Genomic DNA, 17,653 nt, shown 5'->3' with positions numbered 1-17,653 from the left:
TTTTATTTATTTCATGACCTACATTTCTACTGAGACTAATTTAATAATTAACGTGAGTATATGATTTATGAATAATTTTCCATTTCCCCTCTACCTTCAATAACATCATATAATCTGTATACAATCGTTTTCTTGTTGGGACATCAATTTCAACTTTGGCAATGGCAGCGTTGTTAACCACATCTATAGAGATGATCTTCCCTACTCTATCTCGTTTTTGCCCTTCTTTAAAATAACTTATGTATTTTTTTCCAGATCTAATGCTAAGCGTATCGTTAGTAATAGAATATAAATTCAAATCTTTATGAAATGCATTTTTTATTCGTTCTGGTTTACCATTAGCTGTTCCTTCTATATAATCTAAAAGGGTTTCAGTAATTTGATCTTTGTCTGATTGTGCACGTGCGATTTCAAAACTGATTAGGCATAAGAATACTACAAATAGATTTTTCATTGTTCGTTTTTTTATAAAATTGATTTTGAATACTAATCTATTTGAAACCTTGAAAATCAACATACAAAAAAGGATGCATGTTCTTCGGATTTATAATTTCGAAGAAAAAATCGTGGTTACTGCCAAGATTTTTGAAACTGAGAAGGGGTCATACCTTCTTGTTTTTTAAAAGCAGCATAAAAAGTAGAATTTGATTTAAAACCACATTCGTTTCCAATAGCTTCTATTGTAAGTAATGTATTGGTTTTAATTAATTTTGTAGCTGTTTTTATACGATATGTATTGATATAATTGGAAAAACTTAAGCCCAAATTATCATTTAGATATTGAGAGAGTTCATGAGATTTTATATGAAGTTGATCGGCTACATCCGATAACTTTAAGTTAGGATTGCGATGTATTTCTTGTTCCTTAAACAAGATCTCTAACTTATCTGCAATCGAAGAAGCTTTTTCTTGATCAATCTTTCTATTGGCATATTTTACCGTTGGTGTAAGAAATGTCAATGTACTTTTTCTTCGTTTTATAATCCAAATAACTAGTGTGATATAAAAGGTAAAAGAAAATGATAAAGCACCTACAATATATGAGGTATACTTAGTGGTATTATATGCTAACCAAATAATAAAACCACCTGTAACAATATTAATAATCCAGAAATCCAGTGTAGTAATGTTTTTTGTTTTACTCCAAAGTGTTTTAAAAGTGTTTCTAGCCTGATAAACAGCAGCTATTGTATATAGCGTCCACTGTATAAATAATAACATTCCAAAAACTCTTGGAGGGCTACGCCACCACAAATGCCTATATTCTCTATAAGGATATTCGATACTTATAACAGTCATAAATACTAATACTGGAATAATATGAAACAACCAATTCCATTTATGGACTTTATGAGGTGTTATGGCAATCTTAGTATACAGGTATAAAAATGGACCGATTAAAAAACAAGCCGTTAATCCTATACTTACGAATAAAGAAGATGTGCCTGGATAAAACGTTAGGAAAACAGATTTGGTAACACGTACACTTATTACAAATAACAGCGCCGCTAGAAAGTAAGTAGCTCTGCTCCTATTCTTAATTAAAAACCCAAAATAGAGACTCAAAAAAAGCCCATTAAAAGCTCCTAATGCACTAAAAAAGAATAACAAGTTTTTACTGAATTCCAAACGATCATAGTTAGTTTCACAAATATAAGGAATGTTATTCTTGCTCTTTATTTGTAAATATTAGGAAAATTTTTGAGTGTGCTTTTTTTTAATTTTTAAAAAATTCAATTTTATTGGGTAACGTTTTAGCGTAAATAGGAACAGTGCTATTATTAACTCTAATTTTTTATTATGTTAAAAAGTATTTCAAATTTAGTGGCTGTCCTTTTGTTAGCCTGTATTTTTTCTTGTAGTTATGAAAACGAATCATTAGAAATTCCGAAATCAAGTGATTTAGATTTAATCAAAATTTTCGATGACTTTGAAGATTACCAAAGCACTCTAACTTTATTTAGTACATTCAAGGAAACTTCAGATTTCGAAAAATGGAGTCATCAGGTTAATTATGTTTCAGCCTACCATTCCAATAAAATTACTGTAGAGGATAAAAATAATATTCCTTTTACATTCTTATTTATTTTAAATGAAAACAAAGAATTCATTATAGGAAATAAATTGATACATTACTCAGAAGGTATTTTTTATGAGAATACTATCGATAGCTTTGGACGTATTATTACAAAAGATCAGAGTAAAGTTATTGGAACTTTTAAGCAAGAATCATCACCTGTAGAAGAAACTGAATTAGTAAATTATTCTAGCAAAGTAGGTTTGAGCACACAAAATGGTACTCTTTATAAACCAGCTAGTGGATGGAAAGAATTTGATAGAAATACATATCAAAGTTATTGCGGAACACCAATAAATAAAAGTTTAAAATACCGATTGGTACATTATCTGGCTGTTGAAACTATTGATTTAGGAGGTGTCATACAGACTTTTGTTTATTTCAAATTAAGAATGAGCCATAAAGGAGGAGCTAACTGGATATATAACAATACGACTACAGAGAGGTTATATAATATAAATATATCTGGCAATTGCAGAATAAAATATTACACAGGTACTCAATTTGGAAATACACAATACTTCAATTTTAATAGTAATAACAATTGTAGCAATCCACTAAAGGGAACAAAATATTTTCCATTAGCTGATTTTGTGTTTTTTAAACCTACTAATATTTCTTTGTATAAGTGGGAAGTGAGTTTGGGTGGTACCGTTTTTCATAAAGTAAATGGTGATAATCAAAATTTTAATACTACTGTTAATTGGTAATACAATCTGAGTAAACTAGTTTACACCTGCATGATATCGATTAAAAAAAAGATGCTTCAGTATTTTCACTGAAGCATCTTTTATATGTCATGAATCAATTATTTTGTTTATTATCTAACAATTAATTTTTTAGCAATTCCTTCTTCTCCTTCAGATTTAATTTTTACTACATAAACTCCAGAACTAAGTCCTAAGCTATTAGCAGAGAAATTATTTATACCTGATTGTAATCTAGCTTCATACTTTTTCTGACCCAATATAGTATAAATACTAATCATAGTTTCTACAGTGCTTTCTGAGTTTAGGTTTAAAGAAAATAGATCATTTGTAGGATTAGGAGTCATTTTAATAGCGCCTATACCTTCTCCTTCTGTACCTAATATTGGTGTTAAACTAGTAAAATCACTAGATCTTTCTGCTACTAGAGAACCTTCACAAGAGCCTTCATATATTTTTACATTCGAAAAAATGGAATTATTTCCTGAACCACTATCATTATCATTTATAAATACTAATCTATCCATAGATCCTGTATAGAAATTTCCAACAGGGATTACATAGGTAGTAGTACCAGATGAGTAGTTATCAAAGTTAGTTACTCCATAGTTCTGAGTACCGTGTACTTTAAAATAACGTGATGATGTTAGTGAATTATTGTCCTCAAAACCTACGGCATGAATCTCTCCCTGAGATGTACTGCTAAAGTCAAATTCGATCACTGTATTTGAGGTAACATTATAATTAAGACCAATATATTTCCAAGTATTATTAGTTAATGATAACGCATCTCCTCCACTTTCTATAGAGAAATTACCTGCACTATCTTGATTAGAAAAGGAAGTAATTGTAAAATCATTGAAATCTATACTGTCACAAGTTGGCCCTGGATCTACAGTACCATTCTGGATGGATACAGCATCAATTGCAATATCACTTTGCCAACCACTACCACCAGAACCAGTTACTACATTAAATCGTAGCTGTACACTTGGATTACCAGCATAATCAGATAGATTTATGCTCGTACCATTCCAGGTATTCCCTTGATCTCCAGATCTACTAAATACAGACAACCAGTTTCCTGTATTGTTTGTTCTTGCTTCTACTGTTAAACTATTGATAGCACTACCAAACATATGATACTGAAAGTTAAGTGTTGGAGTATCTACTGCACTAAAATCTAAACATGGTGAATTGAGTATAGCTCTTTTATTAGGAAAACCGTCTCCATTACCAGATGCTTCTACATAAAGGTAAAAATTGCCATCTGCTCCACTAGATGGTCCTGTATTATTAGAAGGCGTACCTCCAGAATCTCTTGTCCAATTGATATCATCACTTGTAGATTGTGACCATTGTCCTAAACTACTTTCGAAACTTTCACTAAAAGGGAAAGAAGATATTGTAGTACTACAGGCTGTAGGTGGCGGTGGTGGCGTACCATCTATAGCTCCATCTATATCAAATCGTGAAAAGAAATCCCAAACCTCTTGAGAAGTGTTGATATTTCCTCCGTTCCAGCTATGTCCTTTTCCTTGAACTCTAATAAATTCCGCTGTCACACCATTATCACCATTATCCCAAATAGAACGTGTGGATCCACCTCCTAATTGAATCACATCTGGTGTAGCGTCTCCATTATTAACTGCAGACCAGTACTCCATTACATCTTGTATAGGTTCATTACTTCCGTTACCGTTTATGGAAATTACATTGTCGTTAGTACCTGTTATTTGTAATACAGCCGTAGGATGTTGCGGTTGACATTGATTGTTATCTATCCATCTTCTGGTCATACTTCCTGCAACCGATGCTACTGCCGCAATTCTAGGACTTAATTCACAAGCGAGCCTATAACTAAAAAAACCTCCGTTAGAGAATCCTGTAGCATAAATTCGTTTCTCATTAATATTATAATCTTGTTGGATTCTATCTATCAAAGCATCAGAAAATCCCAGGTCATCTTCATTACCTCCAAAATTATTATTTATTGCCCATCCTGCAAGAAAACCAAGACCTTGTGGCGTTACAAATATAAATTGATTGTCTTCAGCTAGTTGTCTAAAATCACTCTGATTATACTGAGTATCAATATTGTTGGTGAATCCATGAAAATTTAAAATTAAAGGAGTTGGTGTATTGGCATCATAACTTGCAGGAATATACAAACGGTATTGTCTTGTTCTTCCATCGTTTTGTAAGGTGGCATTAATAACCTGCTGTGCTTCCATAGCGACAGTAGTCATCATTGTTATGGCCAATAGCCATAAAGTTCTTTTTGTAAAGCTTAGTTGAGTTTTCATTCTTAGGTTTTAGATTAATTGATTTGTGTTAAATAGTTTAAAAGTATTATGCGTGAATAATAAATTAATTGTGGCGCAAATATATTTAATTAATTATGTAAATGTTAATTTTATTCTTAAAAAAATACAATATTGATAATTTTGTTATATAAAAAATAGGATAAGCGTAAATTTTTAGGATATCTATAGCAGTTCAAAAGGATTTATTTGAGTTTAATCGATTTTTACTAAGCCTTTATCCTGCTATTTTTTTTAATTTTTGAGGACTCTATTACTACATTTCTTAAGGCTACTACTCTAATACTTCAGATTAGAAAAAGTAATTATCTGTTTATTCCGTTTCTAGGTAGTATCTTTGTTTCATACCAGAATAACAATTAAGAATCTTACGCTAAACAATCATTTCTTTAATTCCTATGCCTTTTAAAAAATTACACTCCCATATAAAAGATATGCTAGCGCATCTAGAAATTATAACGCCTACTTCTTTTCAGAGCAAAAGTATTCCTGTAATTAAAAGTGGTGCCAATGTCTTTTGTACTGCTTCAAAAGATAGTGGGAAAACGACTACCCTTATACTTACTACTTTGCAAAAGTTAAAATGTGAGGCGGTAGGAAATGCGCCAAGAGCAATAGTTCTTGTAGAAAATACAGAGCGCGCTTTAGACTTATATGATGCTTTTTTAGCCTATACGAAGCATAATTCTTTACGAGTCTATGTAGGACACGAGCAATTACATATTGATTTGCAAAAATCAGAAATATTTGAAGGTGTAGATATTCTTATTTCTACACCTATTTCAATGAATAAGTTATTGTTATCGAATGGTGTAAGTACTTCTCAAATAAAGATTTTTAGTGTAGATGATGCGGATTTTTTAATTCAAAACTCAGCTTATACAGCTATTCTTTCAATAACTCGAGGTATTAAAAAATGTCAATATGTATTATATTCGGAAAAAATGCATCCAAAACTAAAACGTTTTGAATCTAACTTTATGGAATATTCTAAAACAGTAGCTACCTAAATATCTGTTAACTATTTACTACAATATAATTAATATATGATTATACCTAAATTACATTATATTTCGCAAGGAAACTCTCCAAAAGAGCACATAGAGAACATCCAAAAAGCATGTACTTCTGGTGCAGAATTAGTGCAGCTACGATTGAAAAATATTTCAGAAAAAAAACTCTTAAAATTTGCTAAAGAAGCTAGAGAAATTACTTCTCATTTTCAGACGAGATTAATTATTAATGATCATTATAAAATAGCAAAAGAGGTTAAAGCAGACGGTGTGCATTTAGGAAAAACGGATTCTTGCCCTACTATTGCGCGAACGTACTTATATACTTGGCAAATTATCGGAGGAACAGCAAATACCTTGATAGATTGCGAGACTTTAATTAACAAAGAAGTGGATTATATTGGATTAGGTCCATATAGATTTACAACCACTAAAGATAATTTAAGTCCTGTTTTAGGTATAAGTGGTTATACTTCAATTATAGATGGCTTAAAAAGCAAAACTCCAATTATTGGTATTGGAGGGATCACCACAAATGATGTTACTGATATATTAAAAACCGGAATTTCTGGAATAGCTGTATCTGGAGAAATCACGAATAACTTTAATACTATTAGAACATTTAACCAATTATTAAATGCTTCTTCAACAGAAGAACAACGGTATACATTTAAATAAAATATGCGAGATAATCAGAAATAGTCTTTACAGGTGTTAATGTTTGTCTGTAATTCTATTATCTTATCAAAAATCTAATCTATAATTAATTTTAAAAGCCACTCCCCAATTTTCAGCTTCTATATCTTTATTATAATTATTAGTAACTACTAGATATGCATATGATAAAGGTTTGTACTCCCATTGTAACCTGCTATTTACATTAAAGTTATCTCCTTGGGTGTTGTATTGTACATAGGTAGTCCAATTTATTCTATTACTAAAAAATATTTGTCCAGTGAAGCGTGCTAAATGGAAGGTTTCTTTACCAAGTTCTTGTAAATCAATAGAATTTACGTCATAAGATACTTCTAAATTAGCAAAAGGCAATAATTGATAATTAAGATAAGCACCACCAACAGTTCGTTTTCCATTATAATAAGTTCCTCTTTGTAAATTAACACGATATCGGAATGCTTGATTATTAGCTGAATTATATCCTACTTTTAATATTCCAAAACGATAAATATCTGGGATTAGTGAATTTCCGTTTCCTAAAGGATCAAAACCATATTTTAGATCTATGTAATCATAGTTAATTACAAAATAGACCGCTGACAAATTTTTAAAGAAAATAGCGGAATTAAAGAAATTTTGTGATTGCGTTAATGCACCACTTTCATCAAAGTAATTGTTAATACCATAATTTACAAAGCGAATAGAATTTAAGATACTTGATTTTTCATAAAAAGCTTCATATTCTATACCAGAAGATGTTTGTAGATAACCTTCTCGTATTTGCACATCATTAATGGCATCATAATTAAATAATCTTGGGGTAAACCCTACATCTGTAGTATAGTTTTCTTCTACTTTCTTTATAGAAGTATTCCAATTTAACCCTCGTTTATTATACGATATCCCTACATTATAAAAACTAGTGTTTTTAGAAACACCATCGCTAAAACTTGTACTGTAATTTGTTTCACCTATCCATTTATTGTTCGAAGAGGTATATCGTAAATTTAAACCTGCTACTCTATTGTAATCATCAATGAATTCTAGTCTATCAGTTTCTTGTCTATTAATGAAGTATCCAGTTGTTGTAATGTTTTTTGTTACTTGTTGTTCGGTAACTAGTACGCCATAATTTTGTGAAGCTGTTTCTTCCTCTCTATTTGTTTGTACATTTAAAAGACCTATTCTGGTTTTCGGGGCTATATTTCCAGATAGTTTTGCTCCAAACTGAATATCGCTATCCGCTCCTATTCTTCTCGAATAAAACGGATTAACCCCAAAAACACCTAAACTAGAAAACAAATCACTATTCTCTAAAAAGAAGTTTCTTCGTTCAGGAAAAAAAATGGAGAAACGAGATAAATTAGTTACTTGTTGATCTACATCAATTTGAGAAAAATCCGGGTTTATCGTTAGATCTAATTTTAGGGATGATGTTAGATTATATTGTATATCCAAACTTGGTACAAATGTCTCCATTTCTTCATCTTCGAGAATATCTTTTTGATAGTTCATAGTAAATGAAGGAGTTACTGTAAATTTAGAAGGTGCTTTATTCGGTAGATGCTCTACGATAAATTTTTCAGTAAATCGTAAATCAAAATTTGAATAGTTTCGTTTTACATTTTTAAAAATAGTCCAAGAATTGTTCTTGATATCACGAACATAAAATTGAACACCAAAAACAGCATTATTAGTATTATAATTTAATGCTTTTAGTGGTATGGCCATTTCATATTGTTTTTTTGTACCATTTAATATTGCTTTAGATTTCCACACAGTATTCCAATTAAAGTTCATTGTATATCCTTCACTGTCCCGGCCTATCAAACCATCTGTTTGATTACCTAGAGAATTTAATCCAAAAAAAGAAGCATTCTGTTCTTGATTTTGGGTGTCCAAAACCAGTACAAAACCATCGCTTAAACCAATTGGCACATCTCTTTTTAAAGTACTTACCTGTGTTCTTTCTGTAGTGTCATTATAAATAGCGCTTACGAATAAATAAACACCATTATGAAATAATTTTACAGAAGTTTGATTTTCTGCGAGCCCTTCATCAGTAGGTAAATAATTATAGAAATTAGTGTATTCAGGTATTTGTTGCCAAACATTTTCATCTATATTCCCATCAACCTCAATGGTTGTGTCCTTGAATGTAATAACTGAATCTTGTGCAACTAAAGATATTGGTACTACTAATATTAAGAACAAAACGTAATACTTCATTTTACTTATTTTCATCAATTCTAGTAGCAGTTTTGCTAATAATTTTCCAGGCTTCATTTTCCTTTTTCAGTAAGAAAAGATCTATATATAGCATCCCTTTTTCAGGAAAAGAAATCTCCACCTTTGCTGTTGCAATATCTTTTACAATAGCTATTTCTAGAATTTTTCCAAGACGTCCATTAAACGTTCCTGGTGTTTTATTCTTGAAAAACCCGGAATATTCATCAGGGGTGAATCGATTAAACAAACCATCTTTGGTAGTAAGATAAAGTGTAGCGTTTTCCGCAAAAGCACTTTTTAGTTGGGGAATCTTGTTATAAGAACTCCCATCAATGTAGTTCTGAAGTGTTTTTTCTATAAGAGAAGTTTCAGATTGTGCGTTTGAAAATTGAACAATACATACAAGTATGAATGTAAATACATATGATTTCATAATAAAAGATTTAAAAGTTTATTCAAACCTCTTAAAATGACGTTAGTTTAAAATGATAGGTTATAATTTAGGTGTCCAGAATTATAAAATTGGAATCTTATTCTTGCGAAAACTCCTTTTGAAATTCTAAAGGAGTCTTACCAACTACTTTCTTGAAAGTTGCATAAAAGTTTGATTTAGAGGAAAATCCTGATTCAAAACCGATAGTTTCTAATGTAAACTGATTATTGGTTGCTAATAATCGTTTCGCTTCTTCTATTCTATGGTCATTAATAAAAGATGCAAAGCTTTTTCCTAGATTATCATTTAATAATTGAGATAATTTATGGGTAGAAATATGTATATTCTTAGCTACATATTGTAACTTGATATCAGTTTCTTTATATAATTCTTTTTCTTGCATTAATGTATTCAGTTGCTCAATTAAAAAATGTGCCTCTTTTGCATCTATCTTTTTAGCGCTATATTTTTCTGGAATATCTTGAAAAATGGTTTCTCTATTTTTCTTAAACAGAAAAAAGAAAAGCAATCCGTAAAATACTACAGAAAAGGTAATTGTTCCTATCAGGTATAAATAGAAATAACCAATCATATAGGCAATAAAAATAAGTACATTACCAATAAATACTGCTACTAACCAAAGTTCTGCAGTAGTACATTTTTGAGTGTTACTTGCTATTTTCTTAAAAATATATCGTAAAACATAACCCGAAAGAAAAAGGTACACTCCCCAAACGATATAAATAAAATGTATAAAATAAGTATGCCAAAAATATACATTCGATTCATAAGGCTTGAGAACACCTACAACAAGTACAATTAAAAATAATATCGAAAAGTGTATTTTCCAGGAATTTAAAACTTCTTTCGAATTGATTACTGAAGATTTTAAATAGTAAAACAATGAGACTCCAATCAAGAAACAAGCTGATAAACCTAACTGAGGAATTAATAAATCTTTTTCTTCAACAGGAGTAAAAATAATGTATACAGATTTACCAATACGAAGGCTTAGCATCAACACTAATAATCCGAAAAACAGGTTCTGAACTCGTTTTTGTTTACTCAAAAAAAGAAAATAAAAACTTACCAAAAATCCATTAAAAACACCTATCGCACAAATAAAAAATAGTAATGGATTATTGAAAGACATACATATATTTTAGGCTCAAATATATAACTATCTTACTAAAAATTCAATAGATTCTATAGTCATAAAACGTTAGTTGTACTCAAAAAAGCAAAGAAGGAATTCAAGGTAATTTTAAAAGATAATTTCGATATTATAATTACAAAATAGCTTAAAAAACTATATTCGCGGCATGTGGATGTATTTAGGTTTATTAGCCGCACTTTTTTTAGGATTACATAACCTGTGTAAAAAACATGCTGTACAAGGAAATGAAGTCTTCCCTGTACTTTTAGGAACCATAGGTTCAGGATTTTTATTACTTCTTCCATTTTTTATTGGTTCGCACTATTTTCCAGAATATACTAAGGAAATAGGGTTTCATATTACTAGTATCTCCTGGAAAACTCACGGTTTTATCTTTATAAAATCAATGATCATGACTACATCATGGGTTTTGGCATATCAAGCTTTAAAACATTTACCAATAACCATTGTAACACCCATACGTTCTGCGGGACCTTTTTTTACTTTTATCGGAGCCATTTTGATTTACCAAGAAAAACCTAACCTGCTGCAGTGGATCGGTTTTTTTCTCATCATATTCTCGGTAGTTCTATATTCTAAAATAGGAAAAAAAGAAGGAATCAATTTTAAAAGAAATAAATGGATATTTGCTATTATTGGAGCTACATTTTTAGGAGCATCTAGTGGTCTATATGATAAATTCCTAATTCAGAGTTTATCATTGAATCCACAAACCTTGCAATTCTGGTTTTGTTGGTACACCGTTTTAATATTGTTGGTAATTTTATCATTAACATGGTTTAACAATCCTGAAAAAAGGAAGAAGTTTAACTGGCGTTGGACAATTGTTGCCGTTGGTGTTTTACTGCAAGCAGCAGATTATTTTTATTTTAAAGCACTCCAAGATCCTGAGGCGTTAATTATGTTATTATCTGCCATAAAACGAAGTCAGATACTAATTGCTGTGGTTATTGGTGGGTTAGTTTTTAAAGAAAAAAATAAGAGGAAAAAATTAATTCCTTTATTTGGTATTATGATTGGTGTATTTTTGATTTTGTATTCATAAAATTAAATTACCTTTATTGCTAAACCATTACCAACTAAATGAATTACAAATTACTTCTATTGTTTTTATGTGTCATCTGTTATTCATGTAATAAAAAATCAGATAATATTGAGCGCTTTTTCATCTCACAAGGCGCTGGTGATCAGGGTGTCATTAACAAATGCTATATAAATATCTACCCTAAAAATCAACAGAGTAAAAAAACGCTTCTCGATTATTCTTTAATTGAAAAAATTAATGATTCTATTTATCGTAAAGAAACTTATAGCCCTTCGTATGGATTAAAATCTTCTAAGCAGTTTAAAATTGAAGATGGAGAAATTATGGAAATTAATCGCGAAAAATATTATCTATCGGATACACTAGTGGCTTTTTATACTGATAAAGAAGCTACAACCTACTTGACTTTTAGAAAAGATACAGTGTATTATAAAACAAAATTGAAAAACAAAGATTCTTTTTCCAAGGATATCTATCAGTCTACCAGAATGATTAAAGACACTATCATAAAAAATAAACCTGCTAAAATAGTAGAGCAAAATACGACCGACATTACCGTTTTTGGCGAAACCTTTAGAGATACCGTGCAATTACAGTCTCGTAGTATTTATGTGCAAGATTTGGGATTATATTCATCTATAATAAGTACAAATAAGGATGTAATAGAAAGAATTTTGGTAGAACAATTACTACCTTCAGAATTTGATAAACAATCTAAACATGGTATACAACGTGTTGGCTATATTAATTTTGATCAAACTATTGATAAAGACAAAGAATTGGATCTTTGCTTACCACATAAATTAATTGCCGATTATTATAATGGAGAAAATGATAGAGCAGGATTTATTGGTGGGAAAAGTAATCTAAAAAAGTTAATCAATAGTAAACTAGATGCTAGTAAGTTAACTAATGAATCAGGATACTTAACCTTTAGATTTGTAATTAATTGTAAAGGTATTGCCGGTAAATTCACCACTGATGAATCGGCGGATTTTAATTATAACAAGAAACAGTTCTCTAACGAAACAATCACCCATTTATATGACATACTTTCCAGTGTAAAAGAATGGAAACCAGTCATCATAAGAAACAAGAAGAGAGATTCATATTTCTATCTAACTTTTATTTTAAAAAATGGAGAAATTCAAGATATTTTACCGTAGTATTCTTTGTAGTTTTTGCTTGATAATTTCTTGTAGCAAACAACCAGAATTATATAAAAAAGAATTTGATGAAGCAGAGTCAAAAGCATATGCCAAACAGTTTATAGAAGGATTGCACGGATCTTATTATCAAGGTTCTCCAGAAGAGTATTTTTTAATTCAGGAAGCTATTAATATGGATGCTACTTTTTCTGACTCGTATAGAGAAATGGGTGCTTCTAGAGTAAAAAGAGGTATTAATACCGAGGCGATGAAGAAATATGCTACAGCTGTATCACTTGATCCAGAATCATGGCAAGGATATCGAGGATATCTATACTTATACTTTTATAGAGATTATGATAATGCTATTAAAGATTTTGATGAATTAGATGTACTCACTCCAAATTTTGTAGATTATCCACAGTCTGAGAATATTGACTTTATGAGAGGTATTGCCTATATGATGAAAAAAGAATACCCTAAAGCACAAACGTATTTTGAGAAGTTTTTCGAACACGAATCAAAATCTGGAGATCTAAAATATATAGAAAGTAGAGCATTTATGTACCACGGCATTACTTATTTTGAAACTGGTAATTTAGAAAAAGCACTAGAAAAATTTGATTTAGGAATTAAGAATAACAAAAATGCTGACCTTTTTTATTGGAAGGCAAAAACTATGAAAGCTCTTAATAAAAACCCTTCAGAGATTTTAACCCTTCTGAAAACATCAGAAGAACTTTTATCACAAGGATATAATACCAGAAGGCCTTATGTAGAAGAGTTTTATCAAACTTACATTGAAGATATTGAGGATCTACAGAATAGCATCTAGGTTTTGATTAACCTATTTGTTACTTACCCTTTTATTAGAAATAAACACAACTAGTAGTTTACTTATCGAATTATTCAAAAAGTCTAAACTAATTTGTTACTACAGCAGCATCCTCTTCAAGACCAGAGACCGTTCCTCTGTATCGGATTGTTGTTAAATATGTACTATTGATTACAATATTGCTATTCCAATTAGGGTACAATGTAATAATCCCTCGATAAGATTCACTATTTTTCTTTACAGTAAACTCGATTATATATCGTTGTCTCTTTTCATCTTTTGTTACTTCATATCGATCAGGTATTCCCTTAAAAACAATACCTCCTTCGTTTCCACCATATTGTCCAGATGATAATCGTCTTTCTCCGTAAAATGGTAAATCCAATGTAATACTATCTCCATGAACCTTTAGAGAATTCGGATTTCCTATAAGATTTATGCTATTCGTAGTACTTCCCGGAGGAAGTAAGCCACTGTTAGCAATAGCATTCATACTAGTTGTTGGTTGTGGATACATCCAATCTGATTCTATAGTAAATTCCTTATCGGCAATCATTGCTTCCAAAGCTTTACTTTTAGCAGTTGGTTCTACGGTTTTTTTTGCACCATTACATCCAATCAAAAAACCACCTATGATACATATAAAAACTAAACCCCTCATTTTTCTATCTTTTTGTTTTACAATTATTTAATCATCAATTTTCATACCGTAATTTACGAATTTTATTTTTCAATATTTAATGTGGATGGTTATTTTGATCAATTCTACAATTTAGATAGATCCATTTATATCGTATTCTAAAAAACTACTTACGAATTCTAAAGCTGTACCAACTTAAGCTCAATGATTGGATACATTTGATTAATTGGTTGACCAATTTAAATTCAATACACAAATAATAACCTAACACACTAACCATGAACAACTCTTATCCTTCAAAAAAAATAATCCTTTTCTTACTATTTCATTTTATAGCTATACATATTATGGAAGCTCAAATGGTACATCCAGGTATATCTCATAAAAAATCAGATCTTGACAGAATGAAATACATGGTAGAAGCAAAAATTGATCCGTGGTATACTTCTTACCAAAATATGGTGGCTGATTCTAAATCAAGTTACAACTATAATGTGCAAGGAAATGAAAGCTTTACTTTATTAGCAAGAGATTCTCCTCGAACCAACTATAATGCTTGGAATAGTGATATTCGAGCTGCATATTACAATGCTATTCGATGGTATATTAGTGAAGATACAAGACATGCAGAAAAAGCAATAGAAATTTTCAAAGCTTGGTCCAATTTAAAATCGGTAACCAGTAATGGAACAGAAGCACTCAGCGGCGGTATTGCCCATATCATGATTGAAGCAGCAGAAATTATAAAAAGTACCTACACTGGTTGGGAGGAATCTGATATACAGAAATTTAAAGATATGCTAGTATATCCGGGATACTCTAACACAACTGTCCCTTCTAACATCAGATCTAATAGTACATTTTATTGGAGTTCCTATCAAGGAGATCCTGGACGTCACGGTAATCAGGGATTATCAGGTTGGCGTACGGTTATGGCAATGGGAATCTTTTTGGATAACGAGATCATGTACGATCGTGCACTTCGATATATAAAAGGACAACCACACCGATCTGATGACTTATCGTATCCATCAGGTCCAAGAACGCACACAAATCTTATTGATTCAGGAGAACACGTAGACACTTACAATACTTCACAAGGAAATTCTATCCCTGATTATGGATATAATGAGGTATTGACCAATTATATTTATGAAACGGGACAATGTCAAGAATCATCTAGAGATCAAGCACATGTAATGTTTGGTTTAGGGTTATTAAACTCTATGGCAGAAATGGCATGGAATCAAGGAGATGATTTATACAGTTACGAAGATGATCGTTTGTTATTAGGGTTAGAATATTCATTACGTTATAATGTGTCATATGTAGCTTCATATCCTGATCAAACCTCCCCTTGGGAGCCTAGTACTTTTCTTCAAGGTTTTGATAGAACTGAAAGATGGTACAGTAAATCTATAAGCCCAGATGGTATTGGAGGCTTTACAAAAAATCGTCCTAATTGGGAGATGTCTGTAGGACATTATATCGGTAGAGGCTTTAAATCAGAAGATGAAGCTAAGTGGACATTACGCGCCCGAGACAAATCAATAGACATAGACGGATACGAACAAGCTGGTTGGACCAATGATGCGCTTGGTTGGGGAGGTCTTACATATAGAAGGCCATCCGGTTGTTATGGAGATCCAATCAGTGGATTTATAGCTGGATTGCCTAATTATAATATGAATGTTTTACCAATGACAATTGAGGCAGAAAATTATGATTACTCTCCAGTTATTGGAGACGGAAGAACCTATAAAGATTCTTCTGAAGGTAATTCTGGAAATCAATATCGTACTGACGAAAATGTTGACATACAAACTCGTACTGGAGGTGGTTATAACATAGGTTGGATAGCATCTGGAGAATGGTTGACATATACAGTGTATGTACCGGAAACAGCTACTTATGATATATCTATAAACTATGCAGCAAATAATGCTAGTGGGAAAATAAAGTTCGAATTTGGAGGCAATGATAAAACAGGAGAAATACCTTTAGCTATAACCGGAGGAATGCAAATATGGAATGATCTTACCATTAAAACAGGAATAACATTATCTAAAGGGGTGCAAAGCATGAAAGTTTTGGCGAGTGGAGTTTCCAATTCATTCAACCTTAATAGTATTAAAATTTCTATTAGTGACGATAATCAAGGAGCAGACAATCTCGCCTTAAATGGCACAGCTACGCAGTCATCCACTAGTCAGGCACATGGAGGTGCTGCCCCAAGAGCTATCGATAATAATACGAATGGAAAATGGTCAGCAGGATCTGTAACTCATACAGAAACAGAAGTAAACCCTTGGTGGCAAGTAGATTTAAAATCCAGTTATAATATTGATGAAATTGTTATTTTCAATAGAACAGATGGTTGTTGTACAAATAGATTATCCAATTTTACCGTATCCATTATAAATTCAGGTGGGGATACCACATTTTCTAAAACTTTTACCTCTGCTCCCAACCCTTCAATCCTTATAGATACTGATGGAGCTATAGGAGAAATAATCAAGGTACAGATAAACGGAACCGGTACTTTATCTTTAGCTGAAGTACAAGCGTATGGAGAAGTAGTAACAACCGAAGGAAGTAATTTCCAGTTAGTGAAAAGAAATGCTCCTGGTTTTGCTATTGATGGTGGTAGTGGTGCAGTTGTAGATAGAAGCATTGAATTGTATACTAATGTGCAACATAATAATCTAACTTGGACGGAAATAAATCGTGGAGGAGGTTATTATTCATATCAAAAATACAACACCAATCTATGCTGGGATGGTGGATCTGGAGGTGCTAATGGACAAGATGTAACACTACAACCTTGTAATGCATCAGATTATGGTCAGCAATGGCAAAAAATAGATGCAGGACATGGACATTATCGATTACAAAAACGAGGAACAAACTATTCATTAGATGGTGACCGTGGTGGTGCTATTGATCAAAATGTGTATTTGTGGTCCTCCAGTAGTACCAATCAAAATCAACAATGGAGATTTGACATGGTAAGAAACTCTAGGTCCGGAATCAGTGAAACTAAAAAGACTAATTTTAACCTTTACCCTGTCCCATTGTCAGATATACTTCATATCAGTATTGATAATTCAAAAGATGCTAAAATTGATATCTTTAACAGTACAGGTCAAGCAGTATACACTGAGCAAATAGAAAATGGAATAGGTTCAATCAGTTTAGGACATTTACCAATTGGATTATATATCGCAAAGATTACAAATGGAAAAGAGATATTTAATAGAAAGATTTTAATCGAAAAATGATCAAAAAAACTTTTGCAGGTTTTAAAATTAATAATAGCAAACATACCATAAACCATAACTAGTTTTACT

The 17,653-nt window shown here is 31.4% G+C and carries 14 protein-coding genes; 7 read left to right on the top strand and 7 right to left on the bottom strand.

What is annotated here, in order from left to right:
• Positions 1 to 40 precede the first annotated feature (40 nt).
• A complete protein-coding gene (locus tag Q0829_RS03430) occupies positions 41 to 454 on the bottom strand; it encodes a nuclear transport factor 2 family protein (RefSeq protein ID WP_298539949.1) in 414 nt (137 codons plus the stop codon).
• A 116-nt stretch (positions 455 to 570) separates the two neighbouring features.
• Positions 571 to 1,629, bottom strand: coding sequence for a helix-turn-helix transcriptional regulator (locus Q0829_RS03425; RefSeq protein WP_298539947.1), 1,059 nt, complete (start codon positions 1,627 to 1,629; stop codon positions 571 to 573).
• Positions 1,630 to 1,800: 171 nt separating this feature from the next.
• On the opposite strand from Q0829_RS03425, the gene Q0829_RS03420 reads away from it, so the two are divergent.
• Positions 1,801 to 2,787, top strand: a complete 987-nt coding sequence (locus Q0829_RS03420) for a hypothetical protein (RefSeq protein WP_298539945.1) — start codon at positions 1,801 to 1,803, stop codon at positions 2,785 to 2,787.
• Between the two features lie 110 nt (positions 2,788 to 2,897).
• Here Q0829_RS03420 and Q0829_RS03415 read toward each other — a convergent pair whose 3' ends face one another.
• Positions 2,898 to 5,090 (bottom strand): T9SS type A sorting domain-containing protein, encoded by a 2,193-nt coding sequence (locus Q0829_RS03415; RefSeq protein ID WP_298539943.1) that lies wholly within the window; start codon positions 5,088 to 5,090, stop codon positions 2,898 to 2,900.
• A 452-nt stretch (positions 5,091 to 5,542) separates the two neighbouring features.
• Here Q0829_RS03415 and Q0829_RS03410 point away from each other — a divergent pair, with 452 nt between their 5' ends.
• Both Q0829_RS03410 and thiE read left to right on the top strand, forming a co-directional pair.
• Positions 5,543 to 6,118, top strand: coding sequence for a DEAD/DEAH box helicase (locus tag Q0829_RS03410; RefSeq protein ID WP_298539941.1), 576 nt, complete (start codon positions 5,543 to 5,545; stop codon positions 6,116 to 6,118).
• 36 nt (positions 6,119 to 6,154) lie between these two features.
• Positions 6,155 to 6,799 carry a thiamine phosphate synthase gene (thiE, locus tag Q0829_RS03405; protein WP_298539939.1) on the top strand — a complete coding sequence of 215 codons (645 nt, stop codon included), beginning with the start codon at positions 6,155 to 6,157 and terminating at the stop codon, positions 6,797 to 6,799.
• Between the two features lie 66 nt (positions 6,800 to 6,865).
• On the opposite strand, the gene Q0829_RS03400 is transcribed toward thiE, so the two are convergent.
• The 3 genes from Q0829_RS03400 to Q0829_RS03390 form a co-directional block, all read right to left on the bottom strand.
• Positions 6,866 to 9,025, bottom strand: a complete 2,160-nt coding sequence (locus Q0829_RS03400) for a DUF5916 domain-containing protein (protein WP_298539937.1) — start codon at positions 9,023 to 9,025, stop codon at positions 6,866 to 6,868.
• 1 nt (position 9,026) lies between these two features.
• Positions 9,027 to 9,458, bottom strand: a complete 432-nt coding sequence (locus Q0829_RS03395; RefSeq protein ID WP_298539935.1) for a nuclear transport factor 2 family protein — start codon at positions 9,456 to 9,458, stop codon at positions 9,027 to 9,029.
• A gap of 97 nt (positions 9,459 to 9,555) precedes the next feature.
• Positions 9,556 to 10,611, bottom strand: a complete 1,056-nt coding sequence (locus Q0829_RS03390) for an AraC family transcriptional regulator (RefSeq protein ID WP_298539933.1) — start codon at positions 10,609 to 10,611, stop codon at positions 9,556 to 9,558.
• A gap of 169 nt (positions 10,612 to 10,780) precedes the next feature.
• Here Q0829_RS03390 and Q0829_RS03385 point away from each other — a divergent pair, with 169 nt between their 5' ends.
• Genes Q0829_RS03385 through Q0829_RS03375 form a run of 3 tightly spaced genes read left to right on the top strand, consistent with a single transcriptional unit; the run spans position 10,781 to position 13,663 of the window.
• Entirely contained in the window at positions 10,781 to 11,680 is a 900-nt protein-coding gene (locus Q0829_RS03385) for an EamA family transporter (protein WP_298539931.1), read from the top strand.
• Between the two features lie 38 nt (positions 11,681 to 11,718).
• Positions 11,719 to 12,846 carry a hypothetical protein gene (locus Q0829_RS03380; RefSeq protein ID WP_298539929.1) on the top strand — a complete coding sequence of 376 codons (1,128 nt, stop codon included), beginning with the start codon at positions 11,719 to 11,721 and terminating at the stop codon, positions 12,844 to 12,846.
• A complete protein-coding gene (locus Q0829_RS03375; RefSeq protein ID WP_298539927.1) occupies positions 12,818 to 13,663 on the top strand; it encodes a hypothetical protein in 846 nt (281 codons plus the stop codon). Before Q0829_RS03380 ends, Q0829_RS03375 begins: the two co-directional genes overlap by 29 nt.
• A gap of 88 nt (positions 13,664 to 13,751) precedes the next feature.
• Here Q0829_RS03375 and Q0829_RS03370 read toward each other — a convergent pair whose 3' ends face one another.
• Positions 13,752 to 14,324, bottom strand: a complete 573-nt coding sequence (locus Q0829_RS03370; protein WP_298539925.1) for a DUF4251 domain-containing protein — start codon at positions 14,322 to 14,324, stop codon at positions 13,752 to 13,754.
• A gap of 257 nt (positions 14,325 to 14,581) precedes the next feature.
• Here Q0829_RS03370 and Q0829_RS03365 point away from each other — a divergent pair, with 257 nt between their 5' ends.
• On the top strand, positions 14,582 to 17,584 hold the full coding sequence (locus Q0829_RS03365; RefSeq protein WP_298539923.1) for a carbohydrate-binding protein: 3,003 nt from the start codon (positions 14,582 to 14,584) through the stop codon (positions 17,582 to 17,584).
• Positions 17,585 to 17,653 lie beyond the last annotated feature (69 nt).

The organism is uncultured Aquimarina sp., assembly GCF_947492405.1.
Taxonomy (GTDB): Bacteria; Bacteroidota; Bacteroidia; order Flavobacteriales; family Flavobacteriaceae; genus Aquimarina.
Note: the sequence above shows the minus strand (reverse complement) of the source record. Positions and strands in the feature narration are given on the sequence as shown.